The following is an 18,021-nucleotide window of genomic DNA, read 5'->3' as shown; positions in this document are numbered from 1 at the left end:
GCAGGCTCGCTCCCACAGGGGATGAGGGTGTTGCTGAAATGTGCTCAAAAAACAACCAGTCCTCTGCAAGCTATACCCGGTATAGCCTGTAGGCCGTTTCGCTCAGGTTATCCACAGGCCGCTCCACAGGCATTGTGGGTAACGCATCCAGGCTTCAATGACACCCTGATGACGTCCAGACCTTTTGTGCGCTGTGATGCAGGATCCCGTGGCGTCGAGCCAGGGCCCTGCGATCCTTGCTGTAGCCGCCGCCGATCACCCCGACCACCGGGATGTCACGCCCGAGACAATGGCGCATGACGCTCTCATCCCGGGCGGCGAGCCCTTCGTCTGTCAGTTTCAGGTAACCAAGGGCGTCGTCCTTGTGTACGTCGACACCCGCGTCATACAGCACCAGATCAGGCTGGTAGAGCGGCAACAGATAGTTGAGGGCATCGTCCACCACCTGCAGATACGCGGAGTCTTCCATGCCCATCGGCAGCGGAATGTCCCAGTCGCTTTGGGCCTTGCGTGCGGGAAAATTCTTTTCGCAGTGCAAGGAAACTGTCACTGCGTCCGGGGTGTCATGGAGTATTCGCGCGGTACCGTCGCCCTGATGTACGTCGCAGTCGAAAATCAGCACCCGCGAGACGCGGCCGCTGGCGAGGAAATAACGGCTGATCACCGCCAGGTCGTTGAAAATGCAAAAACCGGCAGGGTGGTCGTAGTGGGCATGGTGGGTGCCTCCGGCCAGATGACAGGCCAGGCCATGTTCGAGGGCCTGCTCGGCCGCCAGCAGCGAACCGCCCACGGCCCGTACCGTTCGCCTGGCCAGGGCTTCGCTCCAGGGCAGGCCGAGCCGCCGTTGGTCTTCGCGGGACAACTCGCCGCTCATGTAGCGTTCGATATAGCTGCGGTCGTGGGCCAGGGCGAGGACCTCGGGCGGGCACAGCGACGGGCGCAGCAGGTCCGCGTCGCGGGTCAGCCCACTGTCCACCAGGTGGTCGCGCAGCAGACGGAATTTGTCCATGGGGAAACGGTGTTCCGCCGGGAACTCGGGACTGTAGTCTTCGTGATAGATAAGCGGCAGCGGCATGGTGTTTTCAGCGGTGATTGAGTGATGGATCCTACCAGCGATGTAGACTTTAGTGGCCTGTGTGGCTAATTCGTGTACTCAAATTCACCGTACAGGCCACCGGGCATGGAAAGGGAGTGAAGATGGAGCCGATACTGGAACTGGAAAGTGCGCGGCTGCTCATGCGGCAGTGGCACGATGAAGATTTGCCGGAATTTGCCGCCATGTCTGCCGATCCGCAGGTGATGCGTTATTTGCCGGTGCCCCTGAGCCGCCTTGAAAGCGCCGCGCTGATCGGGCGCGTGCGCGGGCATTTTGCCGAACATGGTTTTGGCTTGTGGGCCCTGGAGCGCAAGGACACCGGTGCCTTTATCGGTTTCACCGGCTTGGGTGTGGTGGGGTTCGACGCGCATTTCACGCCAGCAGTCGAGATCGGCTGGCGCCTGTCCCGGGAGCACTGGGGCCTGGGTTATGCCAGCGAAGCTGCCTGGACGGCGTTGCGCTGTGGGTTTGACCGCTTGGGGCTGGACGAAGTGGTGGCATTCACCTCCACCGACAACCTGCCGTCGCAAAAGGTCATGCAGGCGATCGGCATGCACCATGACCCGGCTGACGATTTCGAACATCCAAAACTCGCGGTCGGTCATCCATTGCGTCACCATGTGCTCTATCGCATCAACCGGGAGCAGTGGCTGCAGACCCTGCACGGTTAACCGACACGGACGTCTACACTGCCCGCCAGAATGGGCAACAATTGATCCACCGTCGCGGCGCAGACTGCGCGGTGTGCTGTGTGAGGAAGTCTGAATGAGCCACGTGTTGGAAGATCTGGTCGACCTGCTGACCCTGGAACCGATCGAAGAAAATCTGTTTCGCGGCCGCAGCCAGGACCTGGGGTTCCGCCAGTTGTTCGGCGGTCAAGTGCTGGGCCAGTCGTTATCGGCAGCCAGCCAGACGGTGGAAGAGGCGCGCCATGTGCATTCGATGCACGGCTATTTCCTGCGTCCGGGCGACGCGGCGTTGCCAGTGGTCTACCAGGTGGACAGGGTGCGTGACGGCGGCAGCTTCAGCACCCGCAGGGTCACGGCGATCCAGAAAGGAAACCCGATCTTCACCTGCAGTGCTTCGTTCCAGTACGACGAACAGGGTTTCGAGCACCAAAGCACCATGCCCCAGGTCGTCGGACCGGAAAACCTGCCCTCCGAACTGGAGCTGACCCAGCAGCGGGCGCATCTGTTGCCCGAGCACATGCGGGAAAAACTGCTGTGCCCCAAGCCGATCGAGGTGCGCCCGGTCACGGAAAAGGACCCGTACAACCCGCAACCGGCCGACCCGGTCAAATACGTGTGGTTCCGTGCCGATGGCGCCTTGGCGGATTCGCCGGCGCTGCACAAGTACCTGCTGGCCTACGCTTCGGACTTCGGCCTGCTGACTACTTCGATGCTGCCCCATGGCAAATCGGTCTGGCAGAAGGACATGCAGGTCGCCAGCCTCGACCACGCCTTGTGGTTCCATGCTGACCTGCGTGCCGACGACTGGTTGCTCTACGCCATGGACAGCCCTTGGGCGGGTAATTCCCGTGGGTTTTCCCGTGGCAGCGTGTTCAACCGCGCCGGACAACTGGTGGCCTCGGTGACCCAGGAAGGCCTGATCCGGCATCGCAAGGACTGGGCATGAACCTGGTTGATGTACGGCACTGGGTCTTCGACATGGATGGCACGCTGACCGTCGCCGTGCATGATTTCGCGGCGATTCGCGTGGCCCTGGCAATTCCGCCCGAAGACGACATCCTGACCCACCTGGCGGCATTGCCGGCTGATGAAGCCACGGCCAAGCATGCCTGGCTGCTGGAGCACGAGCGGGACCTGGCGCTGGGCTCCAGGCCAGCACCGGGTGCGGTCGAGCTGGTACGTGACTTGGCCGGGCGTGGCTATCGCTTGGGGATCCTGACCCGCAACGCCCGGGAACTGGCCCATGTAACGCTCGAGGCCATTGGCCTGGCCGATTGTTTCGCCGTGGAGGACGTGCTGGGTCGTGACGAAGCACCGCCCAAGCCGCACCCGGGTGGTCTGTTGAAACTGGCCGAGGCCTGGAACGTGCCGCCGGCGGACATGGTCATGGTCGGCGATTACCGCTTCGACCTGGACTGTGGCCGTGCGGCGGGCGCGCGAACCGTGCTGGTGAACCTGCCGGACAATCCGTGGCCGGAGCTGACGGATTGGCACGCCCGGGATTGTGGCGAGTTGCGGCGGATGATTTCGGCTTGAGAGACAGGTCGGCAGTTTGATCGCTATCGCGAGCAGGCTCGCACACAATGGGGCTTCTGTGGACGCTGATGATGTAATCGACACCGTCCCCTGTGGGAGCGAGCCTGCTCGCGATGAGGCCTTTACGGCCCAAACAAGGCCTTCAGCCCCTCAGCCGAATTGAACATCCCATCCCCATCATGCCCCACGCCGGGTACTTCGATCAGCCGCTGGTTCAATCCTTCTGGATGGCGTCGGGTCAAGTAGTCGAAGAAGAAATGCCCACGCAGCAACCGATACGGCCCCTGGGTCTGCGCCTCACAGCTTTTATCCAGTGCCGGGTGCTCCGGGTCGACGTCCTGCTGCCCGAGCAGGTAGGTGATATCGTGCTTGATGTAGTTTTCCTCCAGCTGGGCGGCTGTTTTCCCGGCGGCATAGGCGGGGAGGTTGTGCAGGCCGTATTTCCAATGATTGAAACCGGGGCAACCGCCAGGGTCGAAGGCCATGGGCCGCTGTGCATCGAAATAGGCATAGGACGATGGGTTGGCAATGACGAAGCGCGGGGCAATCCGATATTGCCCGTGGGCAAGCAGGGCGTAGCGCTGAACCACCTGGGCGCCGCCGGAATGACCGGCGATGACGATTTCCTTCACGTCGGGAAACTGCTGCCGGTCGCTGACCCGCGCAACGATGTCGTCGAGAACCTGGTAGGAACTGACCGGATTCGGTCCTGTGGATAAGCCACCGGCCATCCAGTCATTTCCTTGCCAGCGCAGCAGATCGTTGGGGAGTTGATGGTGAGCGACGTCCTGCTCGTTGAGAAACTGTGGGGCGATGATCAGCGTGGTGGCCAGCTGTCCGGCCTGGCCGGCCGCTTTCTCGGCGCTATGCAGGTCGGTGTCGGCATTGCGCAGGCGTCCATGGAGGATGATCAGCACGCGCTGGATAGACGTCGGGGGCGGGCTCACCCCGACGACCATGCTGCCGCCTTTGAGCTGCAGCCGCCCCTCAGCCACCGTATTCACACCGTGTTCGTCAGCCTGGGCGAAGAGGCCGCACAGTACCAGTGCGATTGATGCTGCCCATTTCATCTACAGGTTTTTCGCCGCGAAAGTGTCGCATTGGTTGACCTGGCCTTGGGCGAACCCGGCCTTGAACCAGCGCACCCGCTGCGCCGAAGTGCCGTGGGTGAAGGAGTCCGGCACCACGCGCCCCTGGCCTTGTTGCTGCAAGCGATCGTCACCGATGGCGTTGGCGGCGTTCAAGGCTTCTTCAACATCTCCGGGCTCCAGCCAGTTCAGGCGCTTCTGTGCATGGTTGGCCCAGACGCCGGCCAGGCAATCGGCCTGCAACTCCTGGCGCACCAGCAAACCGCCGTCACCTTCCATCTGCCGGCCTTGCTGGCGAGCCTCCTGGATTTTCGCCGACACGCCGAGCAACGTCTGCACATGGTGGCCGACTTCATGGGCGATGACATAGGCCTGGGCAAAGTCCCCGGCGGCGGAGAAGCGTTGGGACATCTCCTTGAAGAAACTCATGTCCAGGTAGACCTGCCGATCCGCCGGGCAATAGAACGGGCCGGTTGCCGATGAGGCGAGGCCGCATGCCGAGTTGACCCGACCGCTGAACAGCACCAGTTTGGGTTGCTGGTACTGGCGTCCGGCCTGCTGGAAGACCTGGCCCCAGGTGTCTTCGGTATCACCGAGGATCGAACGTACGAACTCGGCCTGCTCATCGTTGGCCGGTGGCGCCTGGCGGGTTTGAGACGAGGTCGGTGCGGACTGATCCATCTGCCCGGCCAGTTGCCCGAGGATCTGCATCGGATCCTGACCGGTGATCCAGCCGATGCCGACAATCAGGAGAATGGCCGTCAGGCTCAGTCCCTTGCCACCGCCAAAGCGCATCCCGCCACCGCCGCCGTCACCACGGGCGTCCACCACGTTGTCACTGCGGCGACCTTTTTTCCATAGCATGTGGGAGTCCTCTGATTGACCGTGTGGACAGTGTTGCCGTTGAGTGTGGATGCTGCCAGTGGCAAGCGCGGTTTTTGAGGCCTGGGTGCATGCCCTTCCTGAAGCTTTCAGGCAATGGCTGAAGGTTTTGGTTCATCGATGGATGAATACTGTATTCGGTTCCAGAATTTGCATTAGACTCCGAATATTCTGGAATTGGCTGCTTAATCAGGATGCCCCATGGCTGGAAGTCAAATTGAACGGGTTTTCGATGTCTTGGAGTGTCTCGCCAGCGAACCTCGCGGCTGGCCACTCCAAGGGCTGGCCGAACAACTGCAGATCCCCAAAAGCGCCACTCACCGCTTGCTCGCCGAGCTGATGCGCCTGGGCTACGTGCGCCAGAACCCCGAGAACCTGCGCTATCACATGTCTACCCGGCTGATCGCCTTGGGGTTTCGCTATCTCTCGCGCAGTGGTGCCGACATCGTGCAGCCGGTGCTGGACCGTCTGGCCCGGGAAACGGGTGAGCTGGTGCGCCTGGGGGTCATCGAAGGGGAACGCCAGACCTGGATCGCCAAGTCCCAAGGGGCGCGGTCCGGTTTGCGCTACGACCCGGACATGGGGCGCGAGACGCCGCTGTTCTACACGGCGTCGGGCCATGCCTGGCTGGCGTGCATGAGCGATGCCGAGGCGCTGGCGCTGGTCGAGCGCCAGGCTGCGCAGGTGCCCGCCGACGTAGGGCCAAACGCGCCCCACAGCACCCATGAACTGCTCGAGTACCTTCGCACTGCCCGCGAGCAGGGGTATGCCTGTGTCGAGGAAAGCTCGGCGGTCGGCACTTCGGCCATTGCCGCCGTGGTGCGACATCCGCTGGACAGCCGGATCGTCGGCGTACTCAGCGTTGCCGGGCCCAGTGCGCGAATGACGCGGGCGCGGTTGCATGAATTGGCCCCGACCTTGCTGACGTTTGCCGAAGAGTTGTCGCAAGCGAGCCAGGCGTCGGAACTGTTCGACTGATACTTGCAGATATTGGCCTTTCAATCAGGATCACCACATGACTGTCAGCACCCCGCTTTCCGGTGTCAATCAGGCCTTCAAGGGCATCCTGTTGATTGTCTTCGCGACGTTCCTGTTTTCCAGCCATGACGCGCTGTCGAAATACCTCTCGGGTTTCTATCCGATCATCATGGTGGTGTGGGCCCGCTATGTGGTGCATACCCTGCTGATGGCCGGCATCTTCCTGCCGCGCTCGGGGCTGCGGGTGCTGCGCACGAAGCGTCCGTTCTGGCAGTTGGCGCGGGCCTTGTGCCTGTTGGGCACCAGTCTGTTTTTCACCACGTCGTTGCTGTACATCCCGTTGGCCGAGGCGACTGCGGTCAACTTCCTGGCACCCGTGCTGGTCACCGCTTTGTCGGTACCTCTGCTGGGCGAACGGGTGACACGCGGGCAGTGGGTGGCGGTGATTTTCGGCTTCATCGGCGTGCTGATCATTGTCCATCCCGGTGGCGACCTGTTCACACCAGCCGTGCTGTTGCCGTTCTGTTCGGCGCTGTTTTTCTGTTTTTATCAATTGCTCACGCGCAAGCTCAGCGAAATCGACAGTCCCACCACCAGCAACTTTTTCGCCGGTCTGTGCAACACGTTGGTGATGAGCGCGTTGGTGCCGTTCTTCTGGCACGTACCGAGCCTGTTGCACGGGGCGATGATGCTGGCGCTGGGGGCCTGTGGGATGACGGCGCACCTGATGCTGACCCAGGCTTTCCGCGTTGCCGCTCCGGCATTACTGGCTCCCTTCAGCTATTGCCAGATCGTGTTCGCCGGCCTGCTGGGTTGGTTGCTGTTCAGCCACACACCGACCCTGACCACGGTGCTGGGTATTGTGCTGATCTGTCTCAGTGGGTTGGCTGCCGCGTGGCAGCAGCGGCGCAGATGACACGGACCTGTGGCGAGGTGGGCTTGTGGGAGCAAAGCTTGCTCGCGATGAGCGGAAACACGATCTGTAAATCGAGGTGCCTTCGTCGCGAGCAAGCTTTGCTCCCACAGGCTTTGCTCCCACAGATTTCTCTGGGATCTCTCTTCACCGCGTGAATCAGTTTTCCAGCGTCGGAACCTTGCGCGGCGACATGAGGTAAAGCCAGATCAGAGCAATGAAGTACATCGCCGGGATCAGGGTGAACAGTACGGTGTAGTTGTTATGGGTCACCGTCAGGATGTGTCCCACCAGTTGGGTCATGAACATCCCGCCGATGGCCGCGCACATGCCGCCGAAGCCGAACACCGTGCTCATCATGTGCTTGGGCGTGTAGTCCATCACCAGGCTCCAGATGTTGGCAGTCCAGGCCTGATGCGCGCCGATGGCCAGGGAAATGGCGAACACCGCCATCCACAGGTTGCTGGCACCGGCGGCCATGATCACGCCGACAATACAGCAGGCGAACAGCAGCATGGAGACCAGCCGAGCCTTGATCGGATCCAGCCCGCGGCCGATCAGGAACGAAGACAGGATACCGCCACCCACGCTACCGAAGTCGGCGCTGAGGTAGATGATGATCAGCGGGATGCCCATCTGCGTCACGTTGATGCCCAGGCTGTATTGCTGGTTCAGAAACGGTGGCAACCAGTAGAGGTAGAACCAGAACACCGGCGCCGTGATCGAGTAGGCCAGGGCGAACGCCCAGGTACCGCGCATGCGCAGGATGCGGGAGAAGGGCACGCGGGCCTGGTCCGGTTCGCTTTCACGCTGGATGTAGTCCAGTTCCGACTGTTTGACGCTGGGGTGGTCTTCGGGGTTGAAGTATTTCAGGCCCCAGAACAGTAGCCAGATCCCGCCCAATGCAGCCATGCACAGGAACGCAGCCTGCCAGCCCCACACTTGCAGGACCAGCGGCAGCAGCATGGGTGTGAACATGGCGCCGACGTTGGTCCCGGCGTTGAAGATGCCGGTTGCCACGGCCCGTTCACCCGCCGGGAACCACAGTCGGGTGGTCTTCACACAGGCGGGGTAGTTGGCGGCTTCGGTGAGGCCCAGGATGAAACGGCAGATCATGAAGCCCGCCGCGGAAGTCGCCAGGCCATGGGCGCCGGTCGCCAGGCTCCAGAGCAGCACGGCGAAGAAGAACACGCGCTTGACGCCGATCCGGTCGATCAATCGGCCCTGCAGTATGAAGCCGACCGCATAGCCGACCTGAAACCAGAAGTTGATGTTGGCGTAATCCATCGCCGTCCAGCTCATTTCCTTGGCCAGGATGGGTTGCATCACGCCCAGGGCAGCGCGGTCGATGTAGTTCAGCGTGGTGGCGAAAAACACCAGCGCGAGCATGCCCCAACGGGTCTTGCCCACAGCCAGGGCGCCGCGGATCTTGTCGCCGACACCGCCGGTCGTGACGCCCATGCCCGGGGTCAGGGGGGAACTTTGGGAAGGGTTCATAGGTGTGTGCCCGTTTTTGAAATTTTTATGGGGTGATCTGGGTTTCATCCATTGATGTCGGCGCTTTTGGCCTGCAGCAATGTGGAGCCGATGGTGCGCAGTGGAGGGAAAAGTCGTCAATTCGCCCCAGGGCATTCTGTTCGATAATCGCCCAAAAAACTAACTGAATGGTACATATTGAATTGCTGAAAGGCGTTGGCACCTCAATAATCTCTCCATTCTTTCAAAAGCGGCGAACCTTCTGTAGCCGATGTCTGTCCCGGGAGCCGAACCCATGCAGCGTTCCATTGCCACCGTATCCTTGAGCGGTACCCTGCCGGAAAAGCTCGAAGCCATTGCCGCCGCCGGTTTCGACGGGGTAGAGATCTTCGAGAACGACCTGCTCTATTACGACGGCAGCCCTCGGGAAATCCGGCAGATGTGCGCTGATCTGGGGATCGCGATCACACTGTTCCAGCCGTTTCGTGACTTCGAAGGTTGCCGCCGTGATCGCCTGACCCGCAACCTGGAGCGCGCCGAGCGCAAATTCGACCTGATGCAGGAACTCGGCACCGACCTGGTGCTGGTGTGCAGCAACGCCTCGGCCGACAGCCTGGGCGATGAGCGGATTCTGGTGGAGGACCTGCGGCTATTGGCCGAGCGGGCCGGCGCGCGGGGCTTGCGCATCGGTTACGAGGCGCTGGCCTGGGGGCGGCACGTGAACACTTATCAACAGGTCTGGAACATTGTGCGCCAGGCTGATCACCCCAGCCTGGGCGTCTTGCTCGACAGCTTTCATACCTTGTCCCTCAAGGGCGATCCGAGTGCCATTGCCGAGATCCCAGGCGAAAAGATTTTCTTCGTGCAGATGGCCGATGCGCCGATCCTGGCGATGGACGTGCTGGAGTGGAGCCGGCATTTCCGTTGTTTCCCGGGGCAGGGGGAATTCGACCTGCCGGGCTTCCTGGCGCCGATCATCAAGAGTGGTTATACCGGGCCACTGTCGCTGGAGATCTTCAACGACGGTTTCCGGGCCGCGCCGCCACGGGCCAATGCCGCCGATGGCCTGCGTTCGTTGCTGTACCTGGAGGAGAAGACCCGCCAGCGCCTGGCCGCGGAAGCTGCGCAGGTGGACAACCTCGATAGCCTGTTTGCCCCACCGTCGGCCAGCGACTATGACGGCATCGAGTTTCTTGAATTTGCCGTGGACGATAACCTCGGCGCCAAGCTGTCCCACTGGCTGCAAAGGTTGGGGTTCGTCAAGGCCGGCCAGCATCGCTCCAAGAATGTGAGCCTGCTGCGCCAGGGCGATATCAATTTGATCCTCAACTGCGAGCCATACTCCTTTGCCCACAGCTTCTTCGAAGCCCACGGACCGTCGCTATGCGCCACCGCGGTGCGGGTAAAAGACAGTGCCAGTGCCCTTAAACGGGCCGTGGATTACAAGGGGCAGCCCTATCGCGGCCTGGTGGGGCCCAACGAATTGGAGCTGGCGGCGGTGCGCGCACCGGACGGCAGCCTGATCTACCTGGTGGACCAGCAGGCGGATGTCTACGGAACGGATTTCAACCTGCAACCGGGTGCGGTCATCGGGGCCGGGCTCAAGCGTATCGACCATATGGCAATGGCGCTGCCGGCCGACAGCCTCGACAGTTGGGTGCTGTTCTACAAGAGCCTGCTGGATTTCGAAGCCGATGACGAAGTGGTGTTGCCCGATCCTTATGGCCTGGTGAAGAGTCGGGCCCTGCGCAGTCGCTGCAGTTCGATCCGGTTGCCCCTGAACATTTCCGAAAACCGCAACACTGCGATCTCTCACGCGCTGTCGAGCTATCGCGGTTCCGGCGTGCATCACATCGCCTTCGACTGCGATGACATCTTCGCCCAGGTCAGCCGCGCCAAGGAGGCCGGCGTGCCGTTGCTCGATATTCCGCTCAACTATTACGACGACCTGGCGGCACGCTTCGATTTCGACGATGAGTTTCTCAGCGAACTGGCGTATTTCAATGTGCTGTACGACCGCGACGCACAGGGTGGTGAACTGTTTCATGTCTACACTGAGCCGTTCGAAGGGCGATTTTTCTTTGAAATCATCCAGCGCAAGGGCGGCTATGCCGGGTATGGCGCGGCCAACGTCGCGGTGCGACTGGCGGCCATGGCCAAGTCCCGCAGCGGTGGCTTGCGGCACGCCAAGTTGTAGGGAAATCGTAACGCGGCAGTAAAACGGTAATCCTGTGCCTTCCTTCACTGCACGGGCCAGCCCATAATCGCCAGCTTGTGCAGTGATGGCCGTGAGCCCGCAATGACTATGAATCCAGAACTGTCCGACGCCCTCGACGAGCCTCTCGTCGCGCCGCGCAAGAGTCGCAAGAACAACCCGGAGAAGACCCGGGAAAACATTCTTCAGGAAGCCATCGTCGAGTTTGTGCAGCAGGGCCTGGCCGGCGCCCGGGTCGATGCCATCGCTGAGCGCATCCACACGTCCAAGCGGATGATCTACTACTACTTCAACAGCAAGGAGCAGTTGTACATCGAGGTGCTGGAAAAACTCTACGGTGATATCCGCAGCACCGAGAGCCGCCTGCACCTGGCGGAGTTGGCTCCGGTCGATGCGATCCGGCGCCTGGTGGAGTTCACCTTCGACCACCACGACCGCAATGTGGATTTCGTGCGCATCGTCTCTATCGAGAACATCCACAACGCCGAGTACGTCAAGCAATCAGGCGTGATCAAGGCGATGAACAGCAGCATCCTCGACGCCCTGGACCTGATCCTGCGTCGCGGCGCCGAAGAAGGCGTGTTCCGCGCCGGCCTCGAACCCCAGGATGTGCATCTGCTGATCAGTTCGTTCTGTTTCCACCGGGTGTCCAACCGTCACACCTTCGGCGAGATTTTTCAGATCGATCTGTCGGACGAGGCGATCAAGCAGCGTCATCGCCAGATGATTTGCGAGTCGGTGTTGCGGTATCTGCAAGCCTGAGTGCAAACCCTTGTGGGAGCGAGCCTGCTCGCGAGACGGTGTGTCAGTCGAAACAAAAGTGACTGACACACCGCTTCGCGAGCAGGCTCGCTCCCACAGGGTCTTCAGTGATTCATGCTTTGGAAATGCTCCAGCATCCGCTGCGCATCCGGCGCCATGCCACTGAACAATTCGAACGCTTTCACAGCCTGGAACACCGCCATGTTGCCGCCATCCAGCGTGCGGCAACCCAGGGCCCGGGCGTTGCGCAACAGTTCGGTCTCCAGCGGGAAATAGACGATCTCGGCGACCCACAGTTCGCCCCGCAGCAATTCGACCGGAACCGGCATGCCGGGTAGTTTCGCCATGCCCATCGGCGTGGTGTTGACCAGGCCGTTCGCCTCGGCCATGGCGGTGGGCAAATCGTGCCCGGCACGGGCGCGGCCGGCGCCGAAGTGCTGGTTAAGATTGTTTGCCAGGGCTTCGGCACGGCTGAACTCGACGTCAAAAATGCTCAGCGTCTGGACACCTTCTGCCAGCAGCGCGTGGGCAACCGCTGCGCCGGCACCTCCGGCGCCCATCTGCACCACAGATCGACGCAAGACTTCCCCCAGGCCGCGGCGAAAACCCTCGGCAAACCCGAGGCAGTCGGTGTTGTGGCCGATGCGCTTGCCGTCCTTGAACACAACGGTATTCACCGCGCCAATGCCGCGGGCTTCGCTGGAGAGGTCATCCAGAAGCGGGATGATCGCCTGTTTGCAGGGGAAGGTGATGTTCAGGCCGGTGAAGTTCATGTGCTCGGCAGCCGTTAGCAGATCGGGCAAGGCACTGCTGTCGAGTTTCAACGCATCAAGATCGATCAAGCGGTAGAGATAGCGCATGCCTTGGGCATCCCCCTCATGCTCATGGAGCGCGGGCGTGCGAGACGCCTGGATGCCTGCGCCGATCAGGCCGGCCAGTACGGTGCTATTCGACATGCGCTTCAACCTTTCAACCGCTGACTGAAATGTTCCAGGGCCAGGCGATAGCCATGGCTGCCAAAGCCGCACATCACACCGATGGCGACGGACGAAACGAAGGAGTGGTGGCGAAACGTTTCCCGGGCATGAACATTGGACAGGTGGACTTCGATCACCGGAACTTCGCTGGCGACCAATGCATCGCGGATCGCTACCGACGTGTGTGTCCAGGCCGCCGGGTTGATCACGATGCCGGCACATCGGCCGCGGGCGCCATGAATCCAGTCCAGCAACTCGCTTTCCTGGTTGGTCTGGCGAAATTCCATCGCCAGGCCGAGTTCTTCAGCGGCGCGGCCGCACAGCGCCGAGATATCCGCCAGGGTTTCATGGCCGTAGGTGGCGGGCTCTCGGGTGCCGAGCAGGTTCAGGTTCGGGCCGTTCAGCACCAGAACGATCGGAGGCATTGCAATTTCTCCACATTGTTATTGTTGGCTTCGGTCGGATTTCAGCCGGTGGAGATAAATTGTACTAGATAGTTAATTTGGTCAAACGAAGCCGCTGTTGTTGGCTAATAAGTGTTCGATGATCGGACACAGAGACGAGGGAGCTTTGCTCTCGCTGGGCCCTGTAGGAGCTGTCGAGCGAAGCGAGGCTGCGATCTTTTCACTGCCAATGGGTTTGAAAGGGAAAGATCAGGATCAAAAGATCGCAGGCTTCGCCAGCTCCTACAGCGTTCAGCGGGGATAAATCCCCTCGCCACAGGCATTGGCTCAACGCCGGGTCAGCAACACCCCGGATTCCATGTGATGGGTCCATGGAAACTGATCGAATAACGCGCAGCGCGTGATGCGGTGGGTGTCGTGCAGTTGTGCGATGTTCGCGGCGAGGGTTTCAGGGTTGCAGGAGATGTACAGGATGTTGTCGAAACGCCGGGTCAGCTCGCAGGTATCCGGGTCCATCCCGGCGCGGGGCGGATCGACGAAGACGCTGCCGAATGCATAGCTTTTCAGGTCGATGCCGTGCAGACGGCGGAACGGCCGGACTTCGTTCAAGGCTTCGGTCAGTTCTTCGGCCGACAGGCGCACCAGCGTTACGTTGTCCACGGCGTTTTCACTGAGGTTACTCAGCGCTGCGTTCACCGAAGTCTTGCTGATTTCGGTGGCCAGTACTTTGCGCACACGGGTCGCCAAGGGCAGGGTGAAGTTACCGTTGCCGCAGTACAACTCCAGCAGATCGTCGCTGCGATCGCCCAAGGCGTCATAAGCCCAGTTGAGCATTTTCTGGTTCACGGTGCCGTTGGGCTGGGTGAAAGCGCCTTCCGGCTGGCGATAGCTGAAGGTGCGACCGCCCACGTCCAGTTTTTCTACCACGTAGTCGTGGCCGATCACTTCCCGCTTGCCCTTGGAGCGACCAATGATGCTGATGCCCAGGTCGCTCGCCAGCTTCGAGGCCGCTGCGTGCCAGTGCTCATCCAGTGGGCGGTGATAACACAGGGTGATCATCGCATCGCCCGCCAGGGTGGTCAGGAACTCGACCTGGAACAACTTGTGGCTCAGGGGCGCACTGGCCTGCCAGGCGGCCTTGAGCTGCGGCATCAACTGGTTGATGCGCAGGCTGGCGATGGGAAACGTTTCGATGAGGATCGGCGTGCGCTTGTCGTCCTGGGAGAACATCGCGTAATGCCGTTCACCGGCCTCGCGCCAGAGACGGAATTCGGCGCGCAGACGGAAGTTCTGCAGCGGCGAGTCGAACACGGCCGGTTCCGGTGCATCGAACGGGGCCAGCAGGTCGCGCAGGCGGGCGACCTTGTCCTGGAGCTGGGCGGTGTAGGCCTGGGTATCAAAAGTCATGCGTTGAACCAACCCAACTTGATCACGAACAGAATCGACAGGATGACCAGCGCCGGGTTCAGCTCACGGCCGCGACCGGACACCAGCTTGATGGCGGTCCAGGCGATGAAACCGAAGGCAATGCCGTTGGCGATGGAGTAGGTGAACGGCATAGCCAGTGCGGTAATCACGACCGGGGCGGCGACGGTGATGTCGTCCCAGTCGATCTCCGCCAGGCCCGACGTCATCAGCACGGCCACGAACAGCAAGGCTGGGGCAGTGGCAAAGGCTGGCACGCTGGCGGCCAGCGGGGAGAAGAACAGCGCCAGCAGGAACAGGATCGCCACGACGATGGCGGTCAACCCGGTGCGGCCACCGGCGCTGACACCCGCTGCCGATTCGATGTAGCTGGTGGTGGTGGAGGTGCCCAGCAGCGAACCGGCCATGGCGGCGGTGCTGTCGGCGACCAGCGCACGGCCCATCTTCGGCATGTGGCCGTCCTTGCCCATCAGCCCGGCGCGCTTGGCGACGCCGATCAGGGTGCCGGAGTTGTCGAACAGGTCGACGAAGAGGAAGGCGAAGATCACGCTGACCAGGCCGATGTCCAGGGCGCCCTTGATGTCCAGTTGCAGGAAGGTCGGGGCCAGGGATGGCGGCATCGACATCACGCCGCCGAACGGAGTGAAGCCCATCAGGATCGAAACGATGGTGACCGCGAGAATGCCGATCAGCACTGCTCCGCGCACTTTCAGTGCTTCGAGGGCGACGATCAGGACGAAACCGAGCGTGGCGAGAATCGGCGCCGGTTGCTTCAAGTCGCCAAGGCCGACCATGGTGGCCGGGTTCTTTACCACGATGCCGGCGTTGCCCAGGGCGATCAGCGCCAGGAACAGGCCGATGCCGGCGGCAATGGCCGAGCGCAGGGGCAGGGGGATGCTGTTGATGATCCACTCGCGGATGCGAAAGATCGACAACAGGAAGAACAGCACGGCTGAGATGAACACCGCACCCAGCGCCACTTGCCAGGTATGGCCCATGTGCAGAACCACGGTGTAGGTAAAGAAGGCGTTCAGGCCCATGCCCGGGGCGAGGGCGATCGGGTAGTTGGCGATCAGGCCCATGACCGTGGAGCCGATGGCTGCCGCCAGGCAGGTAGCGACGAACACCGCGCCCTTGTCCATGCCGGTTTCGCCGAGGATGCTCGGGTTGACGAATAGAATGTAGGCCATGGCCAGGAATGTCGTGATGCCCGCCAGGATCTCGGTCCGCACGTTGGTGTTGTGTGCCTTGAGTTGAAACAGCCTTTCCAGCATGTCTGCTCCCCGTGGCGCGCCGGGCGCCGTGAATGTATCGACCTCAACAGCAAAGCACAGACGGCCAATGGCGTCCGGGAGTTTTCTGCGGGTCGGAAAAAGCCGCGCATCATACCAGCAGCGTGGCGATGTGACTGCGATCGTCGTCGATGTTTTATCGAAGCAAAAAGAGGGCCATACTGCGCGCGGTTCCCGGAGGTCGATTAGGTGTCGCATGAAAAGAAATCTGCTGACAGTGGCATGCGCAGTGGCCTTGTGGTTGCCCGGACAGATCGTCAATGCCGCATCGGCTCCTCCCTTGAGCCAGGTCAAGGTGCTCAAGGTCGAGTCGCCGGCCTGTGGCTTTGAAGACATTACCGAAGGCCAGGCACAGACCCGATGTGACCACCGAGGCCCGAATATCAAGGTCTACGTGCTGGAGGTTGGCTACGGCCACCAGCCCCATGTCACGCTCGACGGTTTCGAAGTCGACGGCACCCGTTCGCCGGTGTGTGCGTTCAGCAATGGCAATCTCAATGATTGTTCCATCCGAACCAAAGTGGTCGGCTATCTGTATATCTTCGACCTGAAGGGCAAGCAGGAAGGCACCTTCAATTTCAGCAATACGTCGATCAACGCCCCAGGCAATCGCATGTCGACCCAGTTGTACATCAAATAGCCCGCCTGGCTCTGTAGGAGCTGTCGAGCGAAGCGAGGCTGCGATCTTTCCCCGGCCGGTCGAGTCCCGAGCGGAAGATCAAAATCAAAGATCGCAGCCTTTGGCAGCTCCTACTAGGCTTCCAGTAATCACTCAGCGGAGAGTCGCCATGAATCCTGGAACCAAGATCCCCAGGGCCCTGATCGTCGTTGCCGAAGGGGTCGACGACTTGCAGGCCGTCACCCTGATCGATGTGCTGCGCCGGGCGCAGGTCGAAGTGGTCGTGGCGAGTATCGAAGGGCGACGGATGCTGACCTGTGCCCGCGGTACACGCCTGACGGCCGATGGCATGTTGGTGGATATGCTCGTGCAGGACTTCGACCTGATCGTCCTGCCCGGTGGCATTGTCGGTGCCCAGCACCTGGCGGCTCATCAGCCCCTGCAACAGTTGATCAAGGATCAGGCTGCCACCGGACGTTTCTTCGCCGCCATTGCCGAAGCGCCGGCATTGGCGCTGCAGGCTTTCGGCGTCCTGCGTCAGCGGCGCATGACGTGCCTGCCCGCCGTCAGCCAGCAATTGTCCGGGTGCAGTTTCGTCGATCAACCCGTGGTGGTGGACGGCAACTGCATCACCGCCCAGAGCTCGGCGGCCGCCCTGGCGTTTGCCTTGACGCTGGTGGAACAGCTCAGTGGCAAAGGCGTGCGGGCTGTGGTGGCGGCGGAGTTGCTGGCCTGACAGACGTCAGGCGTGCTGTGGGAAAGGTTCAATAACAGGTTGTTCGCGCTGTTCGGCTTGCCATAAGTCGTAGTCGGTCTGAACCCCCAACCAGACCCTGGCCTTCCCGATCCCTGCCCGTTCCAGGCGAACAGCCAGATCCGGGCTGACAGGTGCATGGCCATGCAACACCCGAGAGAGATGAGGCCGGGCGAAGCCAAGGTGCCGTGCCAGCTCGGTGACGGTGATACCCAATTCGGGCAGTACGTCCATCAACAGCGTTTCGCCAGGGTGTGGCGGGTTGTGCATGGGCATTTTCCAGCCTCCTGTCAGTGGTAATCCAGATAATCGACCAGTTCGATATCCGATCCGATAAAACGAAAAATGATTCGCCAATTTCCCGAAACGCTCAGGGACCAGTATCAGCCAGTTCTCCCCTGAGTGGGTGCAGGCGCCATCCCGGGATATCGAGTGTCCTGTATCACAAATACTGCTTTTTTTGACGGTGTCTGTTGCCGTCATGCTGCGTTGCCGTTCCTCGCCATAGCGGGGCTATGACTCGTCGCGGCGCCTTGCCTGACGACAACAGCCACTCGTCAAAAAAGAACGTATTTGCGAAACAGGACACTAGGTCGTTCGGTGCGGTCGCCCTGTCCATGAACTGAAGCATGCGAGCCAGGCGCTTTCCATGGTCGGCCCGGATGCCACGAGTCGAACCCGTTTCATAGAAAATGCGAAGACCTTTGTGCTGGAAGGATTTAATCAGGGAAAAGAGTGTAAGGCGATACATTACACTCGGTGCGGTATCTATATACCGCACATGGCCGACAAATTTATGCGTCGCGCAATGTTGGTGCTTGTCCTTGGTCTGTGCAATTACCTTGAACACTCACCTCACCCCGAAGTCGTACCCCTTATGACGGCGGTTTTCCAAAACGCCGCGTGTACGACCAA

The 18,021-nt window shown here is 61.1% G+C and carries 18 protein-coding genes and 2 pseudogenes; 9 read left to right on the top strand and 11 right to left on the bottom strand.

Features of this window, described 5'->3' with window-relative positions:
- Positions 1 to 154 precede the first annotated feature (154 nt).
- Positions 155 to 1,075 carry a histone deacetylase family protein gene (locus tag QZH45_RS26220; RefSeq protein WP_024780304.1) on the bottom strand — a complete coding sequence of 307 codons (921 nt, stop codon included), beginning with the start codon at positions 1,073 to 1,075 and terminating at the stop codon, positions 155 to 157.
- Positions 1,076 to 1,197: 122 nt separating this feature from the next.
- Here QZH45_RS26220 and QZH45_RS26215 point away from each other — a divergent pair, with 122 nt between their 5' ends.
- From QZH45_RS26215 to QZH45_RS26205, 3 genes are all read left to right on the top strand, one after another.
- On the top strand, positions 1,198 to 1,767 hold the full coding sequence (locus QZH45_RS26215; protein WP_055135895.1) for a GNAT family N-acetyltransferase: 570 nt from the start codon (positions 1,198 to 1,200) through the stop codon (positions 1,765 to 1,767).
- A gap of 94 nt (positions 1,768 to 1,861) precedes the next feature.
- Positions 1,862 to 2,731, top strand: a complete 870-nt coding sequence (tesB, locus tag QZH45_RS26210) for an acyl-CoA thioesterase II (protein ID WP_024780306.1) — start codon at positions 1,862 to 1,864, stop codon at positions 2,729 to 2,731.
- Complete coding sequence (locus QZH45_RS26205) at positions 2,728 to 3,321, top strand: HAD family hydrolase (protein WP_053191336.1); 594 nt, start codon at positions 2,728 to 2,730, stop codon at positions 3,319 to 3,321. Before tesB ends, QZH45_RS26205 begins: the two co-directional genes overlap by 4 nt.
- Positions 3,322 to 3,443: 122 nt before the next feature.
- Here the strand turns inward: QZH45_RS26205 and QZH45_RS26200 are convergent, their stop codons facing one another.
- Positions 3,444 to 4,391 carry a hypothetical protein gene (locus QZH45_RS26200; RefSeq protein ID WP_055135896.1) on the bottom strand — a complete coding sequence of 316 codons (948 nt, stop codon included), beginning with the start codon at positions 4,389 to 4,391 and terminating at the stop codon, positions 3,444 to 3,446.
- Positions 4,392 to 5,273, bottom strand: a complete 882-nt coding sequence (ypfJ, locus tag QZH45_RS26195; protein ID WP_024780309.1) for a KPN_02809 family neutral zinc metallopeptidase — start codon at positions 5,271 to 5,273, stop codon at positions 4,392 to 4,394.
- A 219-nt stretch (positions 5,274 to 5,492) separates the two neighbouring features.
- On the opposite strand from ypfJ, the gene QZH45_RS26190 reads away from it, so the two are divergent.
- Both QZH45_RS26190 and QZH45_RS26185 read left to right on the top strand, forming a co-directional pair.
- Positions 5,493 to 6,269 (top strand): IclR family transcriptional regulator, encoded by a 777-nt coding sequence (locus QZH45_RS26190; RefSeq protein WP_055135897.1) that lies wholly within the window; start codon positions 5,493 to 5,495, stop codon positions 6,267 to 6,269.
- 37 nt (positions 6,270 to 6,306) lie between these two features.
- A complete protein-coding gene (locus tag QZH45_RS26185) occupies positions 6,307 to 7,185 on the top strand; it encodes a DMT family transporter (protein ID WP_024780311.1) in 879 nt (292 codons plus the stop codon).
- Between the two features lie 156 nt (positions 7,186 to 7,341).
- Here the strand turns inward: QZH45_RS26185 and QZH45_RS26180 are convergent, their stop codons facing one another.
- Complete coding sequence (locus tag QZH45_RS26180; protein WP_055135898.1) at positions 7,342 to 8,679, bottom strand: MFS transporter; 1,338 nt, start codon at positions 8,677 to 8,679, stop codon at positions 7,342 to 7,344.
- Between the two features lie 274 nt (positions 8,680 to 8,953).
- Between QZH45_RS26180 and quiC the strand changes: the two genes are divergently transcribed.
- Both quiC and QZH45_RS26170 read left to right on the top strand, forming a co-directional pair.
- Positions 8,954 to 10,855 (top strand): 3-dehydroshikimate dehydratase QuiC, encoded by a 1,902-nt coding sequence (gene quiC, locus QZH45_RS26175; protein ID WP_055135899.1) that lies wholly within the window; start codon positions 8,954 to 8,956, stop codon positions 10,853 to 10,855.
- A gap of 102 nt (positions 10,856 to 10,957) precedes the next feature.
- Entirely contained in the window at positions 10,958 to 11,635 is a 678-nt protein-coding gene (locus tag QZH45_RS26170; protein ID WP_024780314.1) for a TetR family transcriptional regulator, read from the top strand.
- A 104-nt stretch (positions 11,636 to 11,739) separates the two neighbouring features.
- Here the strand turns inward: QZH45_RS26170 and QZH45_RS26165 are convergent, their stop codons facing one another.
- The 4 genes from QZH45_RS26165 to QZH45_RS26150 all read right to left on the bottom strand — a co-directional run bounded on the left by QZH45_RS26165 (position 11,740) and on the right by QZH45_RS26150 (position 15,715).
- Positions 11,740 to 12,591 (bottom strand): shikimate dehydrogenase, encoded by an 852-nt coding sequence (locus QZH45_RS26165; protein WP_024780315.1) that lies wholly within the window; start codon positions 12,589 to 12,591, stop codon positions 11,740 to 11,742.
- A gap of 5 nt (positions 12,592 to 12,596) precedes the next feature.
- Positions 12,597 to 13,037 (bottom strand): type II 3-dehydroquinate dehydratase, encoded by a 441-nt coding sequence (gene aroQ / locus QZH45_RS26160; RefSeq protein WP_024780316.1) that lies wholly within the window; start codon positions 13,035 to 13,037, stop codon positions 12,597 to 12,599.
- A 306-nt stretch (positions 13,038 to 13,343) separates the two neighbouring features.
- Complete coding sequence (gene trmA / locus QZH45_RS26155; RefSeq protein ID WP_024780317.1) at positions 13,344 to 14,423, bottom strand: tRNA (uridine(54)-C5)-methyltransferase TrmA; 1,080 nt, start codon at positions 14,421 to 14,423, stop codon at positions 13,344 to 13,346.
- On the bottom strand, positions 14,420 to 15,715 hold the full coding sequence (locus QZH45_RS26150; RefSeq protein WP_055135900.1) for an NCS2 family permease: 1,296 nt from the start codon (positions 15,713 to 15,715) through the stop codon (positions 14,420 to 14,422). Before QZH45_RS26150 ends, trmA begins: the two co-directional genes overlap by 4 nt.
- Positions 15,716 to 15,929: 214 nt before the next feature.
- Between QZH45_RS26150 and QZH45_RS26145 the strand changes: the two genes are divergently transcribed.
- On the top strand, positions 15,930 to 16,373 hold the full coding sequence (locus tag QZH45_RS26145) for a DUF4879 domain-containing protein (RefSeq protein ID WP_053191321.1): 444 nt from the start codon (positions 15,930 to 15,932) through the stop codon (positions 16,371 to 16,373).
- A 148-nt stretch (positions 16,374 to 16,521) separates the two neighbouring features.
- Positions 16,522 to 17,088: a DJ-1 family glyoxalase III gene (locus tag QZH45_RS26140; RefSeq protein WP_024780320.1), complete on the top strand. Its 567-nt coding sequence runs from the start codon at positions 16,522 to 16,524 to the stop codon at positions 17,086 to 17,088.
- A 6-nt stretch (positions 17,089 to 17,094) separates the two neighbouring features.
- Here QZH45_RS26140 and QZH45_RS26135 read toward each other — a convergent pair whose 3' ends face one another.
- The 3 genes and pseudogenes from QZH45_RS26135 to QZH45_RS26125 form a co-directional block, all read right to left on the bottom strand.
- The gene (locus QZH45_RS26135) at positions 17,095 to 17,382 is read right to left on the bottom strand and encodes a HigA family addiction module antitoxin (protein WP_024780321.1); all 288 of its coding nucleotides are present in this window, start codon (positions 17,380 to 17,382) and stop codon (positions 17,095 to 17,097) included.
- A gap of 14 nt (positions 17,383 to 17,396) precedes the next feature.
- Positions 17,397 to 17,539, bottom strand: a pseudogene (locus tag QZH45_RS26130) (type II toxin-antitoxin system RelE/ParE family toxin); the annotation flags it as partial.
- 159 nt (positions 17,540 to 17,698) lie between these two features.
- Positions 17,699 to 17,833 (bottom strand): annotated as a pseudogene (locus tag QZH45_RS26125) (type II toxin-antitoxin system RelE/ParE family toxin); the annotation flags it as partial.
- Between the last annotated feature and the right edge of the window lie 188 nt (positions 17,834 to 18,021).

Origin of the sequence: Pseudomonas corrugata, from assembly GCF_050920615.1 — a bacterium.
In the GTDB taxonomy this organism is placed as follows: domain Bacteria; phylum Pseudomonadota; class Gammaproteobacteria; order Pseudomonadales; family Pseudomonadaceae; genus Aquipseudomonas; species Aquipseudomonas corrugata.
This window is presented reverse-complemented; position numbering and strand designations above follow the sequence as displayed.

Bases quoted from the DNA above. Each gene is read 5' to 3' on its own strand.
- QZH45_RS26220 (WP_024780304.1), bottom strand. From the start codon at position 1,075: ATGCCGCTGCCGCTTATCTATCACGAAGACTACAGTCCCGAGTTCCCG.
- QZH45_RS26215 (WP_055135895.1), top strand. From the start codon at position 1,198: ATGGAGCCGATACTGGAACTGGAAAGTGCGCGGCTGCTCATGCGGCAG.
- tesB (WP_024780306.1), top strand. From the start codon at position 1,862: ATGAGCCACGTGTTGGAAGATCTGGTCGACCTGCTGACCCTGGAACCG.
- QZH45_RS26205 (WP_053191336.1), top strand. From the start codon at position 2,728: ATGAACCTGGTTGATGTACGGCACTGGGTCTTCGACATGGATGGCACG.
- QZH45_RS26200 (WP_055135896.1), bottom strand. From the start codon at position 4,391: ATGAAATGGGCAGCATCAATCGCACTGGTACTGTGCGGCCTCTTCGCC.
- ypfJ (WP_024780309.1), bottom strand. From the start codon at position 5,273: ATGCTATGGAAAAAAGGTCGCCGCAGTGACAACGTGGTGGACGCCCGT.
- QZH45_RS26190 (WP_055135897.1), top strand. From the start codon at position 5,493: ATGGCTGGAAGTCAAATTGAACGGGTTTTCGATGTCTTGGAGTGTCTC.
- QZH45_RS26185 (WP_024780311.1), top strand. From the start codon at position 6,307: ATGACTGTCAGCACCCCGCTTTCCGGTGTCAATCAGGCCTTCAAGGGC.
- QZH45_RS26180 (WP_055135898.1), bottom strand. From the start codon at position 8,679: ATGAACCCTTCCCAAAGTTCCCCCCTGACCCCGGGCATGGGCGTCACG.
- quiC (WP_055135899.1), top strand. From the start codon at position 8,954: ATGCAGCGTTCCATTGCCACCGTATCCTTGAGCGGTACCCTGCCGGAA.
- QZH45_RS26170 (WP_024780314.1), top strand. From the start codon at position 10,958: ATGACTATGAATCCAGAACTGTCCGACGCCCTCGACGAGCCTCTCGTC.
- QZH45_RS26165 (WP_024780315.1), bottom strand. From the start codon at position 12,591: ATGTCGAATAGCACCGTACTGGCCGGCCTGATCGGCGCAGGCATCCAG.
- aroQ (WP_024780316.1), bottom strand. From the start codon at position 13,037: ATGCCTCCGATCGTTCTGGTGCTGAACGGCCCGAACCTGAACCTGCTC.
- trmA (WP_024780317.1), bottom strand. From the start codon at position 14,423: ATGACTTTTGATACCCAGGCCTACACCGCCCAGCTCCAGGACAAGGTC.
- QZH45_RS26150 (WP_055135900.1), bottom strand. From the start codon at position 15,715: ATGCTGGAAAGGCTGTTTCAACTCAAGGCACACAACACCAACGTGCGG.
- QZH45_RS26145 (WP_053191321.1), top strand. From the start codon at position 15,930: ATGAAAAGAAATCTGCTGACAGTGGCATGCGCAGTGGCCTTGTGGTTG.
- QZH45_RS26140 (WP_024780320.1), top strand. From the start codon at position 16,522: ATGAATCCTGGAACCAAGATCCCCAGGGCCCTGATCGTCGTTGCCGAA.
- QZH45_RS26135 (WP_024780321.1), bottom strand. From the start codon at position 17,382: ATGCCCATGCACAACCCGCCACACCCTGGCGAAACGCTGTTGATGGAC.